Annotated in this window: 18 protein-coding genes; 2 read left to right on the forward strand and 16 right to left on the reverse strand. The window is 38.6% G+C overall.

Going from position 1 to position 18,016, the window contains the following annotated elements; translation table 11 throughout:
• Nucleotides 1-47: 47 nt before the first annotated feature.
• From KHA93_RS14695 to KHA93_RS14770, 16 genes are all read right to left on the reverse strand, one after another.
• On the reverse strand, nucleotides 48-1,202 hold the full coding sequence (locus tag KHA93_RS14695) for a Gfo/Idh/MocA family protein (protein ID WP_213112950.1): 1,155 nt from the start codon (nucleotides 1,200-1,202) through the stop codon (nucleotides 48-50).
• A gap of 20 nt (nucleotides 1,203-1,222) precedes the next feature.
• Nucleotides 1,223-2,191 (reverse strand): sugar phosphate isomerase/epimerase family protein, encoded by a 969-nt coding sequence (locus KHA93_RS14700; protein ID WP_213111415.1) that lies wholly within the window; start codon nucleotides 2,189-2,191, stop codon nucleotides 1,223-1,225.
• A 133-nt stretch (nucleotides 2,192-2,324) separates the two neighbouring features.
• On the reverse strand, nucleotides 2,325-2,729 hold the full coding sequence (locus tag KHA93_RS14705; RefSeq protein ID WP_213111416.1) for a DUF1259 domain-containing protein: 405 nt from the start codon (nucleotides 2,727-2,729) through the stop codon (nucleotides 2,325-2,327).
• Nucleotides 2,730-2,888: 159 nt separating this feature from the next.
• Nucleotides 2,889-3,659, reverse strand: coding sequence for a sulfite exporter TauE/SafE family protein (locus tag KHA93_RS14710; protein ID WP_213111417.1), 771 nt, complete (start codon nucleotides 3,657-3,659; stop codon nucleotides 2,889-2,891).
• Between the two features lie 67 nt (nucleotides 3,660-3,726).
• Complete coding sequence (locus KHA93_RS14715; RefSeq protein ID WP_213111418.1) at nucleotides 3,727-4,854, reverse strand: MBL fold metallo-hydrolase; 1,128 nt, start codon at nucleotides 4,852-4,854, stop codon at nucleotides 3,727-3,729.
• The gene (locus KHA93_RS14720) at nucleotides 4,855-5,415 is read right to left on the reverse strand and encodes a sulfurtransferase TusA family protein (protein WP_213111419.1); all 561 of its coding nucleotides are present in this window, start codon (nucleotides 5,413-5,415) and stop codon (nucleotides 4,855-4,857) included.
• Between the two features lie 47 nt (nucleotides 5,416-5,462).
• Nucleotides 5,463-5,759 (reverse strand): rhodanese-like domain-containing protein, encoded by a 297-nt coding sequence (locus tag KHA93_RS14725; RefSeq protein WP_213111420.1) that lies wholly within the window; start codon nucleotides 5,757-5,759, stop codon nucleotides 5,463-5,465.
• 11 nt (nucleotides 5,760-5,770) lie between these two features.
• Nucleotides 5,771-6,106 carry a rhodanese-like domain-containing protein gene (locus KHA93_RS14730; protein WP_213112951.1) on the reverse strand — a complete coding sequence of 112 codons (336 nt, stop codon included), beginning with the start codon at nucleotides 6,104-6,106 and terminating at the stop codon, nucleotides 5,771-5,773.
• A gap of 41 nt (nucleotides 6,107-6,147) precedes the next feature.
• The gene (locus KHA93_RS14735) at nucleotides 6,148-6,627 is read right to left on the reverse strand and encodes a DsrE/DsrF/DrsH-like family protein (protein ID WP_213111421.1); all 480 of its coding nucleotides are present in this window, start codon (nucleotides 6,625-6,627) and stop codon (nucleotides 6,148-6,150) included.
• A gap of 47 nt (nucleotides 6,628-6,674) precedes the next feature.
• Nucleotides 6,675-6,902: a sulfurtransferase TusA family protein gene (locus tag KHA93_RS14740; protein ID WP_213111422.1), complete on the reverse strand. Its 228-nt coding sequence runs from the start codon at nucleotides 6,900-6,902 to the stop codon at nucleotides 6,675-6,677.
• 84 nt (nucleotides 6,903-6,986) lie between these two features.
• A complete protein-coding gene (locus KHA93_RS14745; RefSeq protein ID WP_213111423.1) occupies nucleotides 6,987-7,250 on the reverse strand; it encodes a metal-sensitive transcriptional regulator in 264 nt (87 codons plus the stop codon).
• 52 nt (nucleotides 7,251-7,302) lie between these two features.
• Entirely contained in the window at nucleotides 7,303-8,496 is a 1,194-nt protein-coding gene (locus tag KHA93_RS14750; protein WP_213111424.1) for a chromate transporter, read from the reverse strand.
• Between the two features lie 116 nt (nucleotides 8,497-8,612).
• Complete coding sequence (locus KHA93_RS14755; RefSeq protein WP_213111425.1) at nucleotides 8,613-9,728, reverse strand: NAD(P)/FAD-dependent oxidoreductase; 1,116 nt, start codon at nucleotides 9,726-9,728, stop codon at nucleotides 8,613-8,615.
• 184 nt (nucleotides 9,729-9,912) lie between these two features.
• Entirely contained in the window at nucleotides 9,913-10,881 is a 969-nt protein-coding gene (locus KHA93_RS14760) for a sugar phosphate isomerase/epimerase family protein (RefSeq protein WP_213111426.1), read from the reverse strand.
• Nucleotides 10,882-11,174: 293 nt separating this feature from the next.
• The gene (locus KHA93_RS14765) at nucleotides 11,175-12,197 is read right to left on the reverse strand and encodes a Gfo/Idh/MocA family protein (RefSeq protein ID WP_213111427.1); all 1,023 of its coding nucleotides are present in this window, start codon (nucleotides 12,195-12,197) and stop codon (nucleotides 11,175-11,177) included.
• Between the two features lie 96 nt (nucleotides 12,198-12,293).
• On the reverse strand, nucleotides 12,294-12,956 hold the full coding sequence (locus tag KHA93_RS14770) for a carboxylesterase family protein (protein WP_213111428.1): 663 nt from the start codon (nucleotides 12,954-12,956) through the stop codon (nucleotides 12,294-12,296).
• 591 nt (nucleotides 12,957-13,547) lie between these two features.
• Between KHA93_RS14770 and KHA93_RS14775 the strand changes: the two genes are divergently transcribed.
• Together KHA93_RS14775 and KHA93_RS14780 are read left to right on the forward strand one after the other, a co-directional pair.
• Nucleotides 13,548-16,892 (forward strand): GH36-type glycosyl hydrolase domain-containing protein, encoded by a 3,345-nt coding sequence (locus tag KHA93_RS14775; protein ID WP_213111429.1) that lies wholly within the window; start codon nucleotides 13,548-13,550, stop codon nucleotides 16,890-16,892.
• A 111-nt stretch (nucleotides 16,893-17,003) separates the two neighbouring features.
• Nucleotides 17,004-17,972, forward strand: a complete 969-nt coding sequence (locus KHA93_RS14780; RefSeq protein WP_213111430.1) for a LacI family DNA-binding transcriptional regulator — start codon at nucleotides 17,004-17,006, stop codon at nucleotides 17,970-17,972.
• Nucleotides 17,973-18,016 lie beyond the last annotated feature (44 nt).

An 18,016-nucleotide genomic window follows, 5' to 3' on the forward strand; every position in this document is an offset into this window, starting at 1 on the left:
ATGACTTCGTCTAAGCCGGTTTAATGGTCAAAGTCCCGCTGCTTAGGTTATACATTTTCCACTAAACGCATTTGCTTAACGTTTACCCACCCGCGTGTTTCAACCGATTTTTCAATGGCAGCCAAAATTTCCTGATTTCGGATTCCGTCCTCAAAATTTGGGGATGGACTATTTCTTTCAGAAACGCCCTTCATTAATTCAGTCATTAGATTAATAAAAGTATGTTCGTAACCAATAATATGTCCCGCCGGCCAGTAGGCACCTGCAAATGGGTGTTGCTCTTCTGTACAAGTAATATTTCGGAAGCCTTGAATTCCGCTTTCATCGTCTGCAAAATAAACTTCCAAATTGTTCATGCTTTCCATATCCCAGCGAATGGAGCCTTTAGATCCGTTAATTTCAAAGCGATTTCCATTTCGATTTCCGCCTGCAAATCGCGTCGCTTCAAAGACGCCCATTGCTCCATTTTCAAAACGAACTAAAAATGCAGAAGCATCATCGACATCCACTTCTTCCATTATTGTACTGTCAGACTTCGCACTCAAACCACCGCTCGAATCCGCAACAGGGCGCTCCTTAATGAACGTTTCCATCATACCTGTTACTTCTTCAAATTCACCAACTAGGAATCGTGCCATGTCAATGCTGTGTGCGGCAATATCTCCTAGTGCACCTGATCCAGTCACTTCTTTTTTCAGACGCCATACACTTGGGAATTTCGGATCCATGATCCAATCTTGCAAATACTGTGCGCGCATATGATAAATTTTACCTAATCTACCTTCTTGAATCAATTTTTTCGCAAATTGAATAGCAGGTGCAAAGCGGTAATTATGGCAGATCATATGCACAACATTATTCTTTTTCACCGCATTATACATGCGCTGAGCATCTTCCAATGTTAGAGCAAGAGGCTTTTCACAAAGAATATGCTTTCCAGCTTCCGCAGCGGCAATGGCAATCTCCGCATGTGTATTGTTCGGAGTAACGATATCAATTAAATCAATATCATCGCGCTCAATTAGTCTTTTCCAGTCCGTCTCATACGTAGCGAAGCCCATTTTCTCAGCAGCTGCCCTTACACCTTCTTCATCACGTCCTACAACAGCCTGAAGGACAGGCTCTACATCGCAATCAAAATAAAATGGAAGATCTCGGTATGCGTGCGAGTGTGCCTTTCCCATAAACTTATAGCCAACCATTCCTATTCTAATCTTCTTTTTTACGCCCACCAAATCTCACCGATCCTTTCTTTTATTAAAAGATCTTGTAGAAAAGAAGCTGCTTTTTGGAAGCCTTCTTCTACTGACATCAAACTATCTTCGTGTTCAATACTAATGACGCCATCATAACCAACTAGTTGAAGAGTGCTAATGATTTTCCTCCACGTTTCTTCCCCATGACCGTAACCAACCGTTCGAAAAATCCAAGAACGATTTAATTCATCGCGGTAGCTTTTCGTATCCAGCACTCCGTTAGCTGCAGTATTTTGAGCATCAATGCCTGTATCTTTTGCATGGAAATGGAATAAAGCTCCAGCCTTAGCTAAATCTTTAATTCCTACAATTGGGTCCATATTTTGCCAGAACAAATGGCTCGGATCAAAATTCACGCCAATACTATCTCCACACTCTTCTCGAAGACGTAGCATTGTTTCAGTATTATAAACAACGAATCCTGGATGAGGTTCTATCGCAACGCGCACTCCATGCTCTTTTAAAAATAGATCTTGTTCTTTCCAATAAGGAATGACTTTTTCTTCCCATTGCCAATCAAGAACTTTTCCAAAATCCTCTGGCCATGGGCAAGTTACCCATGATGGATTATGTGAGTGTTCGGATTCCCCAGGACATCCTGAAAAAGTAATAACCGTTTCCACACCTAGCTTTGCTGCTAACTTAACGGAATTTTGAAAATCTTCATGATGCTGGTTGGCAATTTCCTTATTTGGATGGAGAGGATTTCCGTGACAGCTAAGAGCACTGATTTCCAATCCTCTGCTTTTGATTGCCTCTTTGAATCTATTTAATTTTTCCTCATTCGCCAGTAAACTAGCAACGTCGCAATGAGGGTTTCCGGGATATCCACCGGTTCCTAGTTCGACTGCTTGCAGACCTCTTCCGGCGACATAATCCAGCATTTCTTCAAAGCTCTTTTGACCGAATAATACAGAAAAAACTCCTAATTTCATTTTCCTCACTCCTCAAAAATTAGTTGTTTTGAACTTTGATTAACCAATAGACAAAGTATGTACAAGTTATGAGGTTATATGTAATAAGATACCATATAAAAGTCCTGTTGAAAACCTTTTCATTTCTTTAAAACTATGATTTCGGATAACTATTTAATGCCGAAAATGCATTTACTAACTTCCTAGCAAATTGTAATGGTGGCTCAACAGATTGAATGTGCATATATAAAATATTCGGCTTCATGAATATCCAGTGATTGTGCAAAGCACTAATGATAAGACCTTGCTGAACAACCGAGTACATGAACGAAGGAACTTCTTCCTCAAGAATAGCTATTTCTGCAAGATTAAGAGCATTTCCGTATTGATCCATTGCTTCAAACGAAATACCTACTGGTACAACGGAACTGGTTGTCCGTCCTTGAACCACTACAGAGAAATTCCGATGAAGAGAGACGGAACAAACACCTTGGTTGATTGTATTTTTCGCATTAAAAATAGCGGAAAATTGATCACAAATACTTTGAGATCCATTCATGTTTTCTCCCCCCAATAATTACTCTTGTCCTAATCTATGCGTTCATTACAAGTAATATGTAAAAAAACCAAACAATGCCATAATTCCATTGTTTGGATTTAAATCTTATGTTCTATTAAAAATGTATGTTGATTTCCACACTAATTAACAAGCCAAATTTTATAAAATATCAACCCATATTTTGGTTGCAGTTGCTAATATTAATACAGCCAACATCATTTGCAATACCTTTGTATTCATTTTTTTACCAACATTGGCACCGATAGGCGCAGCTATTAAACTAGCAATTACCATTATCATGGCTGGAAAGTAATCTACTTGTCCAGTTGCCATTTTCCCCGCAGTGGAACCAATTGATGAAATAAACGTAATGGCTAGGGAGGAAGCAATTGTCATTCTTGTTGGGATTTTCAAGACAACTAGCATAATCGGTACAAGTAAAAAGGCACCTGCAGCTCCAACAATTCCTGCCCCTATTCCAACAATTAAAGCTAACCCTGCAGCAAGCCACTTATTAAAATTCACTTCATTTAAAGGAATATCGTCAATTCCCTTTTTAGGAATAAACATCATAACAGCAGCAAGCAAGGCCAGTATTCCATATATAAGATTAATTCCATTTTCAGACATTAACTTCGAGCCGAATCCACCCAGAAAACTTCCAATTAGTATGCTCGTCCCCATGTAAATGATTAATTTTTTATTCAAATAGCCGCCTTTTCTATAAGCCCAAACCCCACCTATTGTTGCAAAAAAGACTTGAATAGCACTTATCCCGGCAACTTCATGAGCCGTAAATGCTGCGAGACCAAATAGTGGCGGGATAAATAAAAGCATTGGATATTTAATAATAGACCCGCCTATTCCAAGCATTCCAGAAATAAAAGATCCAATGAATCCTATTAGAAAAATAACGATAATATAATCCATAAAACTCTCCTTTCTAAAAGGCTATCCTACGTGCATATTCTAGGATAGCCTTTAGACATAACTTCTGTTAACGAACAGCGCAACGATTAGGTCCTATTTCCATTTCACGTTGACTTTCTTCATCTGGTGTAATTTTACCCATATTCGTTTTGCGAATTTCTTGATAAGCATTCGGTTGAGGTGGAAGATTCTCAGTTACAAGCTTTCTAAATTCGTCTTCATTTTCAATCTGCAACCCATGATTTTTTGCAAAAAGATCTCCCATTTTTGCCGATACACTTCCATCTGAATTTAATTCGTCAATGATCATAAAATGTGCTGGTAAGACGATAAGTTCATCAGAAAGATTTCTGTATCGGGTATATAGTGTGTCACGCAAATCAGCAACCCAGTCCTCAGCTTTTCCCGCGAGATCTGGACGACCAATTGAATCAATAAATAATATATCTCCTGTCAATAAGAATGTGTCGTCCACAATAAAAGAGGTAGATCCGATCGTGTGACCTGGAGAATAGAGTGCATTAATTTCGATAGTAGAATGACCAATTGCAATTTTCTCGCCATCTTCTAAAGGCTCGTATGCGAAGACAACATCCTCTGCATCTTTAGGGGGCAACCAGTAAGCAGCTCCTGTTGCTTCAGCAATTTTCCTTCCTCCAGAAATATGGTCTGCGTGTAAATGCGTATCTAATACATGCTTAATCGTAGCATTATGTTGCTCTGCGAAATTGAAAAACACCTCAGTCATCCGAGTTGCATCAATAATGGCAGCCTCTCCATTCGAAATAATCATGTATGATAAACAGCCTTTTCCAATTCGAACAAATTGGTACAATTCTCCACCGCTCTTTAAATCACCAATCTTGACGGGCTCTAAATGTTCACTCCACAATTTCATTCCACCTTCAAGATAAAACACATTTAATCCATGCTCAGCTAACATGTCTGCCACCATTATCGAGGATCCTTCTTTGGCACAAACGACAAGGATATCCTGATCGGACGGAAGCTGATCTAATATTTCTTCGACACTATCAAGTAATTCAAAATATGGAACATTCAAGTATTCAAAATTCTTCCCTTCGACTTTCCAATCTTGAAAGTCGTTTTCGTTACGGACATCAAGTATAAATAACTTTTCATCATTGAATACCTTTTGTGTCAATTCGTGTGGTCTCATTACCTTAACTGTCATTTAATTCACCTTCTTCTCTATCCAAGCACTCATGCCAGGAATAACATTTTTAACGTTCAAAAAGCCATTTTTAGCAAGTTTTTGCGCAGCTAAATCACTACGATTTCCAGTACGGCATATAACAAAGATTTCAGCTTCCTTATTTAATTCAGTCATTTTTGAATCTAGCTCTCCCAAAGGAATCGAGATAGCACCCTCAATATGATGAAAAGCATATTCTGCTTCTTCCCTTACATCTAAAAGGACAATATTTCTTTCTTTTAAGATGACTTTTAACTCTTCATTGCGAATCACGTGAGGAAACTTTTTCTCTCCCCTTTCCTCAGAATCAGATTTTCGAATATAGTGTTTTAATATTTTTCCTTCTTCCAATGTTCCTAAATATTGGTGACCCGTACGCTCGGACCACGCCTTAATATCAGCAGTTGATCCCTTATCTGTTGCTTGAACCTCCAGCACTTGTCCGTTTTGTAATTCATTGATTGTCTTTTTCGTCCTCACAATCGGCATCGGACATGCCAACCCTTTTGCATCCAGTACATAATCCGTTTTGATATTCATTTATATCTCCCTTATTACCCTATAGGGTATTATTCTTGATAAAAAAATTATTCCACTTCGCCTTCCCAATCTAACATTCCACCAACCATATTCACGGCCTTAAATCCACGACTTTCAAGAATTTGAACAGCACGTCCACTTCTTCCACCAGAACGGCATACCATTACATATTCTTTTTCCTTTTCTAGCTCATTAAGTCGAAATTCCAATAGCCCAAGTGGAATATTGACTGTACCAGGGATTTTCCCTGCCTCCACTTCTTCGATTTCACGAACATCAATAAGATTTAACTTCACACCGTTTTTTAGTTTTTCTTCTACTTCTTTAGTTGTATATTCCCTCATTATTAATCCTCCTATCTCCAAGCGGCTACTCCGCCTTTAACGTTCATAATATTATTAAAGCCAAGCTTTTTCAGTATTTTACTTGCTCTTTGACTTCTCATGCCGCTCTGACAAATGACTATGATTGGCTCGTCCTTCTTTAGTTTATTTACTTCTTGTGCCAACATTTGCAAAGGGATGTTTTTAAATCCGGGGATATGATATTGCTTAAATTCTCCTATTGTCCTAACATCAATCATTTGAATATTTTTGTTGTTCATTTCATTTTTTAATTCCGGGATTGATATATTTTTAACACCTTTGACCGGCAAGAATCCTTTTAAGAAAAAGATAAGGATTACTGCCATGATAATTTCAGTAAGATAATTCAAAAGGAATCCCCTTAAATTTAAATAAACAAGTTAACATTGCCTTCTTCTGCATCTGCCAAATATGCGGCAACTCCAGCATATTCAATATGATCGAGCAGTTCCTCCTTTTGCAATCCAAGCAAATCCATCGTCATCGTACAAGCAACTAATTTCACACCTTGTTCTTGTGCCATTTCGATTAGTTGGGGCAATGGTATCGCATTATGCTTTTTCATAACATCTTTAATCATTTTTGGACCTATACCTGCAAAGTGCATTTTGGATAGTCCCATTTTATCAGCACCACGTGGCATCATTTTGCCAAACATTTTTTCTAAAAAGCTTTTCTTCACTGAAATTTGTTCATCTTTTCTTAAAGCGTTTAATCCCCAAAAAGTGTGAAAAATCGTTACTTCATGATCGTATGCTGCAGCACCATTTGCAATAATATAAGCGGCCATTGCTTTATCGTAGTCTCCACTAAATAAAACAATAGTTGTACGTTTTTTCTCTGACATGTTTTCCTCCTCGTATACATATAGGGGTATATTCTTTTATAAAAAAATTACTTCTTTTTAATATTAAATATAAAGACCCCATTTTCTTCTGTAATACTAATAAGTTCGTGACCTTGAGATCCTGCCCATGCAGTCATATCTGCTTTCGAACCTTTATCTGTCGTAAGCACTTCTAATATTTGCCCACTTTCCAACTCACCAATAGCCTTTTTTGTTCTTACGATAGGCATCGGACATGCCAAACCTTTTGCATCTAATGTTAGTGTAATATTCATTTGTATCTACCTCCGTTTTTTGTACTTATACCCGTATGGGTATTACTATAATCAAAATAAAAGAGAGTGTCAACCCTTTTATTTTTATCTGCTTCTTACAAGTAGTTCAACAGCTTCTTTCACAAGGTCTTCCGTTTTTTGATTTCCACTCTCTTCAGCTTGTCGTACACACTCTACAAGGTTAGAACTTACGATAACACCAATCGTCCGGTCGATTGCGGTTCTAGAGGCCGATAATTGTGTAATAACCCCTTTACAATCTTTATTTTCTTCCATCATCTTTAAAATGCCACGGAGCTGACCTTCAATGCGCTTTACTCTATTTTTTATTTGATCGTTGTATTCCATATGGACCACCTCCTCATACTGTGCATACGAATATAATATACCCCTTTGGGTATTATGTCAATAATGCTAGAAGAGCACCACCAATTGCACCAGTCACTACAATAATCCAAGGTGAGAGCTTCCAATAGACGAGCATGCTAAATAAAATGGCTGCAAAAGCAAAATCAACTGGTTTTAAAATTGAACTTGTCCAAATTGGCTGATAAAAAGCAGCTATTAAAATTCCAACTACTGCAGCATTTACTCCCATTAGAGCACCTTTAATATTGGGGTTGCGACGAAGTTGATCCCAAAATGGAAGAGTACCAAGAACAAGGAGAAAAGCAGGTAGGAAGATTGCGATTGTTGCGATCAGACCACCGCTCCAACCATTCATGACGGCACCCAAATAAGCAGCAAATGTAAATAACGGTCCCGGTACAGCTTGAGCTGCCCCATATCCAGCAAGAAAAGACTCTTCGCTTAGCCCTCCAGTTGGAACAAATTCACGTTCTAGCAAAGGCAATACTACATGCCCCCCACCAAACACGAGTGAACCGGAACGGTAAAAACTATCAAACATCGCGATCCAATCTAATGAGCTAGCTTCTCTTAAAATAGGTAATAGAATGAGTAAACCAAAAAATAAAGCTAGACAAATGATTCCTACTTTACGTGAAATGGGAAAGTGTATTTTTGAATCATCTTCATCATTGTGATTTTTATAAATGATAAAACCAATGAAAGCTGCCAACAAAATGACTCCCACTTGTGTATAGGCTGTCTGCCATAATAAGATGATCACTAGCGCCATTAAGCAAATCGCTTTTCGCTTTAAATCAGGAGTCAGCTTTTGGGCCATGCCTAAAATAGCATGTGCCACTACAGCGACAGCAACCAATTTCAAACCATGTATCCATCCAGCATTTCCAATATCAAACCCTTTTAGAATGAGTGCAAAAATGATTAAAGCAATCACAGAAGGTAATGTAAATCCTATAAAAGAGACGATTCCGCCTAAAATTCCTGCACGCATTACCCCCATCCCTATTCCAACTTGACTACTAGCTGGACCAGGAAGAAACTGACATAAAGCAACTAAGTCAGCGTAACTCTTTTCATCCATCCATTTTCTTCTACGTATATATTCTTCATGAAAATATCCTAAATGAGCAATTGGACCACCAAAAGAGGTTAATCCGAGCCTTGTTGATACGAATAATATTTCTAGCAACGTTTTTATTGAAGCACTATTTTTTTCAGGCATTTAAACCTTCTCCCCTAGTATAAAAAAATATAGAACTTCGGGCGAAATTCTATATTAGCTTACCATATGAATTTTTCGATTTTAAGGACATTTACAGATTCTTTACAAATGCTATTTTATTCTAGCGCCCCAGAAATAGCATAAGGCTCTAAATCCAAATCAATCTCTTCTTTTAGTGCTAATTTTGCCAATAAAGAACCAAGATAAGGACCCATCGTAAGTCCAGAAGCACCTAACCCGTTGGCGATTAAAACTCCCTTATACCCAGGTAATGGACCAATAACCGGTAAAAAGTCAGGTGTAAAAGGACGAAATCCAACCCTTGCTTCTACAATGGTTGCGCTCGATAAACCGGGCGCAAACTGAAGGGACTGAGTCAAAATTTCCTGTATACTTCCTGCTGTAACACGTAGGTCAAATCCAGTATTTTTTTCATGAGTGGCACCTGCAACAATCTTCCCATCTTGAAACGGTACTATGTATTGGCTACCAGGAGGCATAACTACTGGCCATTGATCGGTTTCCATCTCTTGCAGCTTCATATGTAAAATCTGCCCTTTTTGAAAATCAACTTGAAAATGGATTCCCAATGGTTCCAAGAGTTGGCTACCCCAAGCTCCTGCCGTCACGATTACGGTATTTGCAAAATACGTTTCTTCACTCGTCTTTGCTCCTATCACGTTCGTCCCATGTAATAGCAGTTCAGCGTCTCCATTTACTATAGTAGCTCCGTATCTCTGTGCAGATCTTAGCAAGGTATCACGAATTGCTCGACCATCGACACGTGCTGCCCCGCTAACATAAACCGAGCCATATCCATCCGCAATCAATGGAAATAACGCTTTTGTTTCCGTTGGCGTAAGTATTTGAATTTCGCCAATTTCAGGAGCATCTTCAAGTCGTTTCCGCGCTCTTTTTTCCATTTCAATTAGCTTTTTTGAATCTGTATGTATACTAATTGCTCCTACACGAGAATAACCGGTGTTCGACTCACCTTCATTTTCTAATTCTTTTATGAGCTCAGGATAAAAACGTGCCCCACCTTTTGCAAGCTTATACCATGTTTGATTGCGCCTCTGCGATATCCAAGGACAAACAATCCCGGCAGCAGCATCCGTGGCCTGCCCCTCATCCTTCCGATCAATCACCGTAACGTTAGCACCCGCTTTTGCTAAATGATAAGCTGTCGAAGCACCAAGTATCCCAGCACCAATTACAATATATTTATCCATGAAAAGCATCCTTCTTTTCTTCTTTGTCTACACCAAATGTTACTAGAAGAATGACGAATTTGCCAATTTCCCAAACCTGTCCCTTTTGGAGCTGTCCCCATTGGACCCGTCCCCAAGTAAAAAAACCTGCAAAGGTAGCAGGCAGTTTGTTTGCCTTCTATCCTTTTGCAGGTTATGTGAATTTTTATACCCACCAAGCAGCAGCAGGTTGTTCTTTAATTAAAACTGATTGTAAGTTGCTGACAGCGCGTTGGAATCCTTCTTCAATGGACATGATTGGATCTTCATGCTCAATGCTGACGACGTAGTCATATCCGTAAGTACGAAGGGCACTCATCATATCAGACCATTCTTTCATATCATGACCGCATCCAACAGAACGGAAATTCCAAGCTCTTGTTTGAAGCTCTGTGTATGGCTGCATATCCGTAAGTCCATACATATTTACATTTTCTTGATCGATAAATGTATCTTTCGCATGGAAATGGTGAATAGCATTTGCTTTACCAAGAATTTTGATAGCCCCAACTGGATCAATACCTTGCCACCACATATGGCTTGGGTCAAGGTTTGCTCCAATCGCATCACTTGTTAACTCTCTTAGTTTCAATAAAGTATATGGTGTATGAACTAGGAATCCACCGTGAAGCTCTAGACCAATTTTTACATTATGCTCTTCAGCTAACTTTCCTACTTCTTTCCAATAAGGAACAAGTTTTTCTTCCCATTGCCATTTTAGAATGTCGCCGTATTCATTTGGCCACGGTGCAACTGGCCAGTTCGGATACTTCGCTCCTTCATGGTCACCAGGTGTTCCTGAGAAAGTATTGACAACAGGCACATTCATTAATGATGCAAGTTTAATCGTTTTAACAATTGTATCATGACATTGTTGCGCAAATTCTTTATCAGGCGAAAGAGGGTTGCCGTGACAGCTGAATGCACTGATAGTAAGACCTCTTGACTCAACTTGATGCAAATAATCTTTGCGTTTTTCTTCACTTTCAAGTAAAGCATCAAGATCGCAATGAGCATTTCCAGGATAACCGCCCGTACCAATTTCAACCGCATTTAGACCTGACGCTTGTACATGATCAAGCATCTCTTCAAAAGACTTGTCTGAAAATAATACAGTGAAAACACCAAGTTTCATAGTTTAACACCGATCCCTTCTAAAATTAATTTTATGTATATAGGTTGAGGTGAATCGTATCACCTCAACTCCATATTAAACTATTTTGAGAACAAAAGCGTAAGCGCCTGCTCAGCGACGTACAAACTTTTTAGGGCTCTGACGAGATAAAGGAAACACGGTGAGCCTAGAAGGCGAGCCGATGTTGACTTATCGTAGGAAGAAACCGAAAGTTTGCTAGGCGCTGGAGCTAGACGAAGCAGATATTCGTTTCCATCGTAATTCTATTTGAATCTAATACTTTTCTACCCTTTTTAAAATTGAACAATTTGTTTCGTTTCACTTGATTTAAGAGCGGCAATAACAACTTTCAAAGATTTCATACCCTCTTCACCGTTGATTGGTGGCTCAGTATCATTAACAATGCTGTTTACGAAGTTCTCGATAACTCTTGTGCTGTTTTGACCGCCTTCATCATTGGATTGAATTTTACCAAGGTCATAGTTCTTAGTTTCACCATTTCGATAATGAGCAATCAATGAATATTCAGGGTCATCCTCAAGACGTAAAACACCCTTTTCGCCATAAATAACTGTTGAATTATCTTCTTTTTGATATGCCCAGCTTGCAGCCAACGTTCCTACAATGCCACTTTCAGATTTCAATACACAAACGGCATTGTCGTCAACTGTGCTATTTTCTTTTGCACCAGACTCAACAAATGCACCTACTTCAACAAATTCTTCGCCAAGTAAATAGCGCATCAAGTCCGTTTTGTGAACACCAAGGTCACCCATCGCACCAATGAACGCTTCTTCTTTTCTAAAGAACCAGCTATCTTTACCGTCGATGCTCCATCCCTCTGGTCCTGGATGTCCAAAAGCAGTTCTGAAGCCATATATTTTTCCAATTTCCCCGTTTTCAATTAATTCTCTCGCTTTTACGTGAGAAGGTACGAAACGTTGATTGTGAGCAATCATTAATTTTTTATTATTATTTTTAGCTGCTTCAATCATGGCAAGAGCATCTTCTTCAGAAGTCGCCATTGGCTTTTCACATAGTACGTGCTTGCCTGCATTTAATGCATCAATTGAAACTGAAGCATGCAAGTAGTTTGGTGTACAAACAGAAACAATATCCACTTCAGCTTCAGCTAGCATTGTTTTGTAATCTGTATATGCTTTAGCACCATATTGTTCTGCCATTTCTTTCGCTCTATCTTCGACGATGTCACAAACTGCGACTAGTTCAACTTGATCATTCGCTGCATATTCAGGTAAATGACGATATCTCGCAATACTTCCACAGCCAACAACCGCAACTTTCAGTTTACTCACTTATATCTTCTCCCTTGTAAAAGTTACACATTTTTCGCTTAATTCTATCAAATTAATTATAAAACTACAAATATATTTTGAAAACGCCACCACTTACTATTTTTTACTTTGACTTAAAAGCCAAGTATAAAAGTCAGGGTTATTATACGTTTCTGTCCAAGAATCATGATTGGCATCAGGATAAACAGTTAGCTTCACGTCTCCCCCTACTTCACTGAGTGCTTCTACCATACGTTCGCTTTCTTCTAATAGAATGACATCATCTTTCGCTCCATGAAAAGCCCAAACAGGAACATCCTTCAGCCGTTCTATTTGCTTCGTGGAACCCCCGCCACAGATTGGGGCAGCTGCAGCAAACTTTTCAGGATATCGCTTTGCTATATCCCATGTTCCAAAGCCTCCCATGCTTAGACCGGTTACATAGACCCTTTTCTTGTCTACTCGGTATAGTTCAATGATCTCATCGATAAGCGCATTGAGATCGTCCATATAAAGATTCCATGTCGAATATCTCATCTCGAACGGACATTGCGGTGACACAAGGATAAATGGAAAATCACGTTCCTTAGCTAGTTTTGGCGGTCCATGTTCTTTTACTAGGTTCAAATCATCGCCGCGCTCTCCCGCTCCATGTAAAAATAAAACGAGAGGATAGGACGCATCGTGATTTTCTTCATAGTCTTTCGGCAATGACAATAAATAAGATAACTCTATTTGCTTTGTAATGGTTACCTCTTTTTGAATTCGATGTTCATTCATCTATTACCAACCCCCTTTGCAATTCTCCTCTATCAAAAATGTAACCCCTACCAATAAAGATATCAATATTTTTATTTCACTTATATTTAATAGCTAGCTTCCATCTAACTTTTTAACCTTTTATTAGAAACATTCATTGAGAAGAAGGAGTCCCTATGCCTTACGTACCTCTTTTTCGAATAATACCCGGATGAAGGGAACATAAGAATGGCTTGCGTTACCTTTTTCCGAATATTACACTGCAATAGGCACACAAGAACGCTCGCGTTACCTCTTTCTAAATATTTCACAGCGAAGGAAACGTTAGAACAGCCATCGCTACTTCTACAATAAAATTCACCATGTTGGTCAGGCTAAGTTTCCTGGCTCTACCTTATTTAAGAAGAGACAAAATTATGAGTTCAAAATTGAAAACTATTTAATCTTTTGGCAAGGTTACTTGCTATCATATTAGCATATATAAAGAATTAATAAAAACGTTTCGATTCTCTCATTGACTTACCTTTTCAATGCGTTTATAATCCAATTAACAAAGGAATCGAAACGTTTCGATTACCTTAATAATATATCATTGATTCGAGGGATTTAATCATGACCACTATTACAGATTCAACGATTAAGATGAATGCAGGTAATGTGCAATTTTCATTTTTAAACAGTGGAGATTTGCAAGTTGCAACCTCTAATCATCTCATGATTAGTCAATGGATCGCCAATCCAATTGATGGTTCGTTAAATAATATTTATTTACGTTTTCATGAAGATGAAAAAATTGAAGCAATTCCCCTACTAGGCGTGCAATCTACTAGTAAGTTCTCATATTCTGACAATCAAGCTTGTTGGGAAGGCTCTTACAATCAAGTAAACTACAAAGTTACGTTTACATTAACGAATCAAAACATCTGGTTTTGGGACGTTGCCGTAGATGGTTCGGGTGTAGAAGTAGATGTTATTTATGCTCAAGATATCGGGCTTGCGGATCAAGGTGCGGTTCGTTCCAATGAGGCATATATGTCTCAATATGTGGACAATAAAGTGTTTAACGATGATAAGAGAGGCTATATCGTTTGCTCTCGTCAAAACCAGCCGCAATCTACAGGTTTCCCTTATGTACAGCAAGGTGCCTTGTCAAAAGTTGTTGGTTATTCAACTGATGGTTTTCAATTTTTCGGAAAATCTTATAAAGAAACGAACAAACCGGAAGCATTGTCTAAAGCAACACTCGCAAATGAAGTTTATCAATATGAATTCACTTATACAGCACTTCAAACAGAAAAAGTAAAACTCTCTGGATCAGCGCAATTTGTTTTTTACGGTCTTTTGAAAGAAAATCATGCAGAAGCGATCTCAACATTAGAGTTTGAAAAAGAAATTATGGATGCGTGGGACCAAGTTAAACAGACAGATCTGAATGATTTTACTTCTACTAAGAAAGTATCAATCTCATCTTCCATAGGTGGGCCACTACAAACTAAGTCAATGACAACAGAAGAAATCAACCTTCTCTTCCCGAATCGTCATCAAGAGGAATTGGACGGTGAAACTCTGCTTTCTTTCTTTACAGATACGCATGAACATATTGTCTTGAAGGAAAAAGAACTTCTAGTTGAGCGCCCGCATGGACATATTTTAATGAGCGGAAACAATGTAGAAAGCATTGAAGAAGTCATTACAACGACTTCTTACATGTACGGAATTTTCAATTGCCAGCTCGTTATCGGCAATACTTCTTTTAACAAATTCAATACGAATGCTAGAAATGCTCTTAACGTAATGAAAACGTCTGGTCAACGTATTTATGTAAAAATGGATGACCGTTATCAACTGTTAACGATGCCTTCTCTATTTGAATTGGGCTTTAACTATGCACGTTGGTATTATAAAACAGAAGCAGAAACGTTTGTAATTACAAACTTTACAACAGTTGATTCCACTGAAGTTCATTTACACGTCCATACATTGAGCGGAACAAAGTATCCTTATCTCGTAACAAACCAAGTCATTATGGACAGCAATGAGTTTCAAGCACCATTTGTGATGGAGAGAAAAAATGAAGTTCTCACTTTTAAAGCCGGTCAAGGTTCTTTTAATAAAAATAACTATCCTGAATTAACTTACCGTCTACGTGTAACAGGCGCAGAATTCACTGTAGCAAATGAGCAATTATTGGCAGAAAATGTGGAAGCTAACTCAGCATCTCTTGTTGTAATGGAAGTAAATGAAACAGCTGATTGGTCCATGACAATCCAAGGCCTCCTACATGGAAAAGAAATGCCTTTCGCTGAATGTGAAGTCGTAAATGAAATTGAAAAATACCGTGAATTTTTCAAGAAAACGATGAATGGCTTTAAGCTTTCTTACCAAAGCTCTACACCTGAGACGATTGAAAAGTTCAATACACTAGCTTGGTGGTATACACACAACATGCTCGTACATTATTCGGTACCACACGGACTAGAACAGTATGGTGGTGCTGCATGGGGAACTCGTGACGTATGTCAAGGTCCTGTTGAATATTTTATGGCAACACAAAAATATCATGTTGTGAAAAATATCGTTAAAACAATATTCTCCCATCAATTTGAAGACGATGGAAACTGGCCGCAATGGTTCATGTTTGATCGCTATCTAAACATTCAAGCTGGAGAAAGCCACGGTGATATCATTGTTTGGCCATTGAAAGTATTGAGTGATTATTTAAATGTAACGCAGGATTTTGGAATTCTTGAAGAAGAAGTTCCATATATGGATCGAGGCAGCTTCCAATTTACACAAGAAACTGCAACGATTTTCGACCATGCGAAAAAAGAAATTGACTATATTAAAAATAATTTCTTGCATGATACGTATCTATCTTCTTACGGCGATGGAGACTGGGATGATACTCTTCAACCAGCGAACGCTCAACTGAAACAATATATGGCAAGCAGCTGGACAGTCTCTTTAACTTATCAATCCGTTAAACAGCTGGCAAGAGCCCTAGAAAAAGTAAAACCGGTAGAATCAAAAGAATTGTATGAACTTGCAGCTGGCATCAATGCTGATTTCCACAAATATATGGAACCATCTCATATTATTCCTGGGTTCTTATACATGGAAAATGCGGATCAGCCAGAAAAAATGCTGCATCCTGAAGATACGAAGACTGGTATCCAATACCGTCTCCTTCCTATGACACGTAGCATGATCAGTGAGCTTTTAACACCAGAACAAGCAGAAACGCATTATCAACTAATCCAAGAAACATTCTTCTGTCCAGATGGAGTACGTTTGATGAATCGCCCTGCAAACTATGATGGTGGAGTAAGCACTAATTTCAAACGTGCTGAGCAAGCATCTAACTTTGGTCGTGAAGTTGGATTACAATATGTGCATGCTCACATCCGCTATATTGAAGCGATGGCGAAACTAGGGAAAACGGAAGATGCTTGGAAAGGTCTAGAGATTATTAACCCAGTCAGCATTCAACAAGCAGTGCCAAATGCTGAATTACGTCAAAGTAATTCATATTTCAGTAGTTCTGACGGTAAATTTAATACTCGTTATGAAGCACAAGATCGATTTGGCGAGTTAAGAACTGGTTCCGTTGCAGTAAAAGGCGGCTGGCGCATCTATTCAAGCGGCCCAGGAATTTATATGAATCAATTGATTTCAAATGTTCTTGGCATTCGTATCCAAGCTGGCGACCTAGTCATCGACCCAGTATTACCAGAAACACTTAACGGTCTTCGCTTTGATTTTGAAATTGACAGTATGCCTGTTACCTTTGTCTACCATTTGACGGGTGCGTCTGAAACCTCTGTTAACATTAATGGAGAGGCGTTAGCTACTGACCGTATTGAAAATCCATACCGTAAAGGCGGAATCCGTGTAGCAAAAGAAGAATGGATTAATAGATTAAATGAACACCAAAATACAATAGAAATTTTCAAGTAATTTTTAGAGCGGCGGCATATAAACCGCTGCTTTTTCTTTTTTGTGATTGTCAAAATCAAAAACTATCGATACATTAGAAGTAAGTGGATTTGCAAGATTGGAGAGAACGGAATGGTTAGCATTAAAGATATAGCGAAAAAAGCAGGTGTTTCCATTTCCACTGTTTCTTACGCATTGAACGGCAGCCCTAAAGTGACGGAAGAAACAAGTGCAAAAATACTTGCTATCGCAAAAGAACTGAATTACATACCGAACGCAGCGGCAAGAACATTAAAAAAACGAAAGACCAAAATAATCGGTGCTTTTTTAACAGATTACAGTGGTCCTTTCTTTGGCCAGCTTCTTCACGGTATGCGAGAAACATTAAATAATAAGGACTTTGACTTAGTCGTATGCACAGGCAAAGAGTCTCACCGATTTTTACCAGAGGGAATCATTGATGGAGCTATTGTTCTAGACGCTACTTTTCCTAATGAAGAACTTATAAGCTATGCAGACCGTGGCCATAAGCTCGTTGTTTTAGATCGAGAAATGGATCATCCAAATATTGAACGTGTGCTGCTCGATAATAAAATGGGTGCTGAGCTTGCTGTAAATTTCTTGCTTGAGAGAGGTCACGATCAAATCGTGTTCGTAACTGGCTCTCCAGGTTCCTATGACTCCGAACAGAGATTGCACTTTGTACAAGAACTAATGGAAAGCCACCCTTCTATTTCCTATCAAGTCATACGAGGCGACTTTGATAAGCCTTCAGGAGAACGTGCAGCGCAACAAATTGTTCAAAATTATACGGGTCCTGTTGCCGTCTTCTGTTTTAACGATGAAATGGCAATCGGAATGTATAATTATTTATCTGGAACTGATTACATCGTTGGAGAACATATACACATTATTGGCTTTGATGATATTGAAGTTTCCCAATATGTCCACCCAAGATTATCGACTATTCATTATTCGAAAAAAGACTGGGGCTCTAAGGCTGCGGAGCAATTGATTCAGTTAATTAAAAAAGAGAAAACAAAACCTCAAAAGGTTATAGTTGAATTAATTGAGGGCGGTTCTGTAGGAAAACTGAAGTAAACTTAAAGGTGTCCAAACAAAATATTTCGGGCACCTTTTAACTA

It is taken from the genome of Lederbergia citrisecunda (assembly GCF_018343695.1).
GTDB classification, from domain to species: Bacteria; Bacillota; Bacilli; order Bacillales; family Bacillaceae_C; genus Lederbergia; species Lederbergia citrisecunda.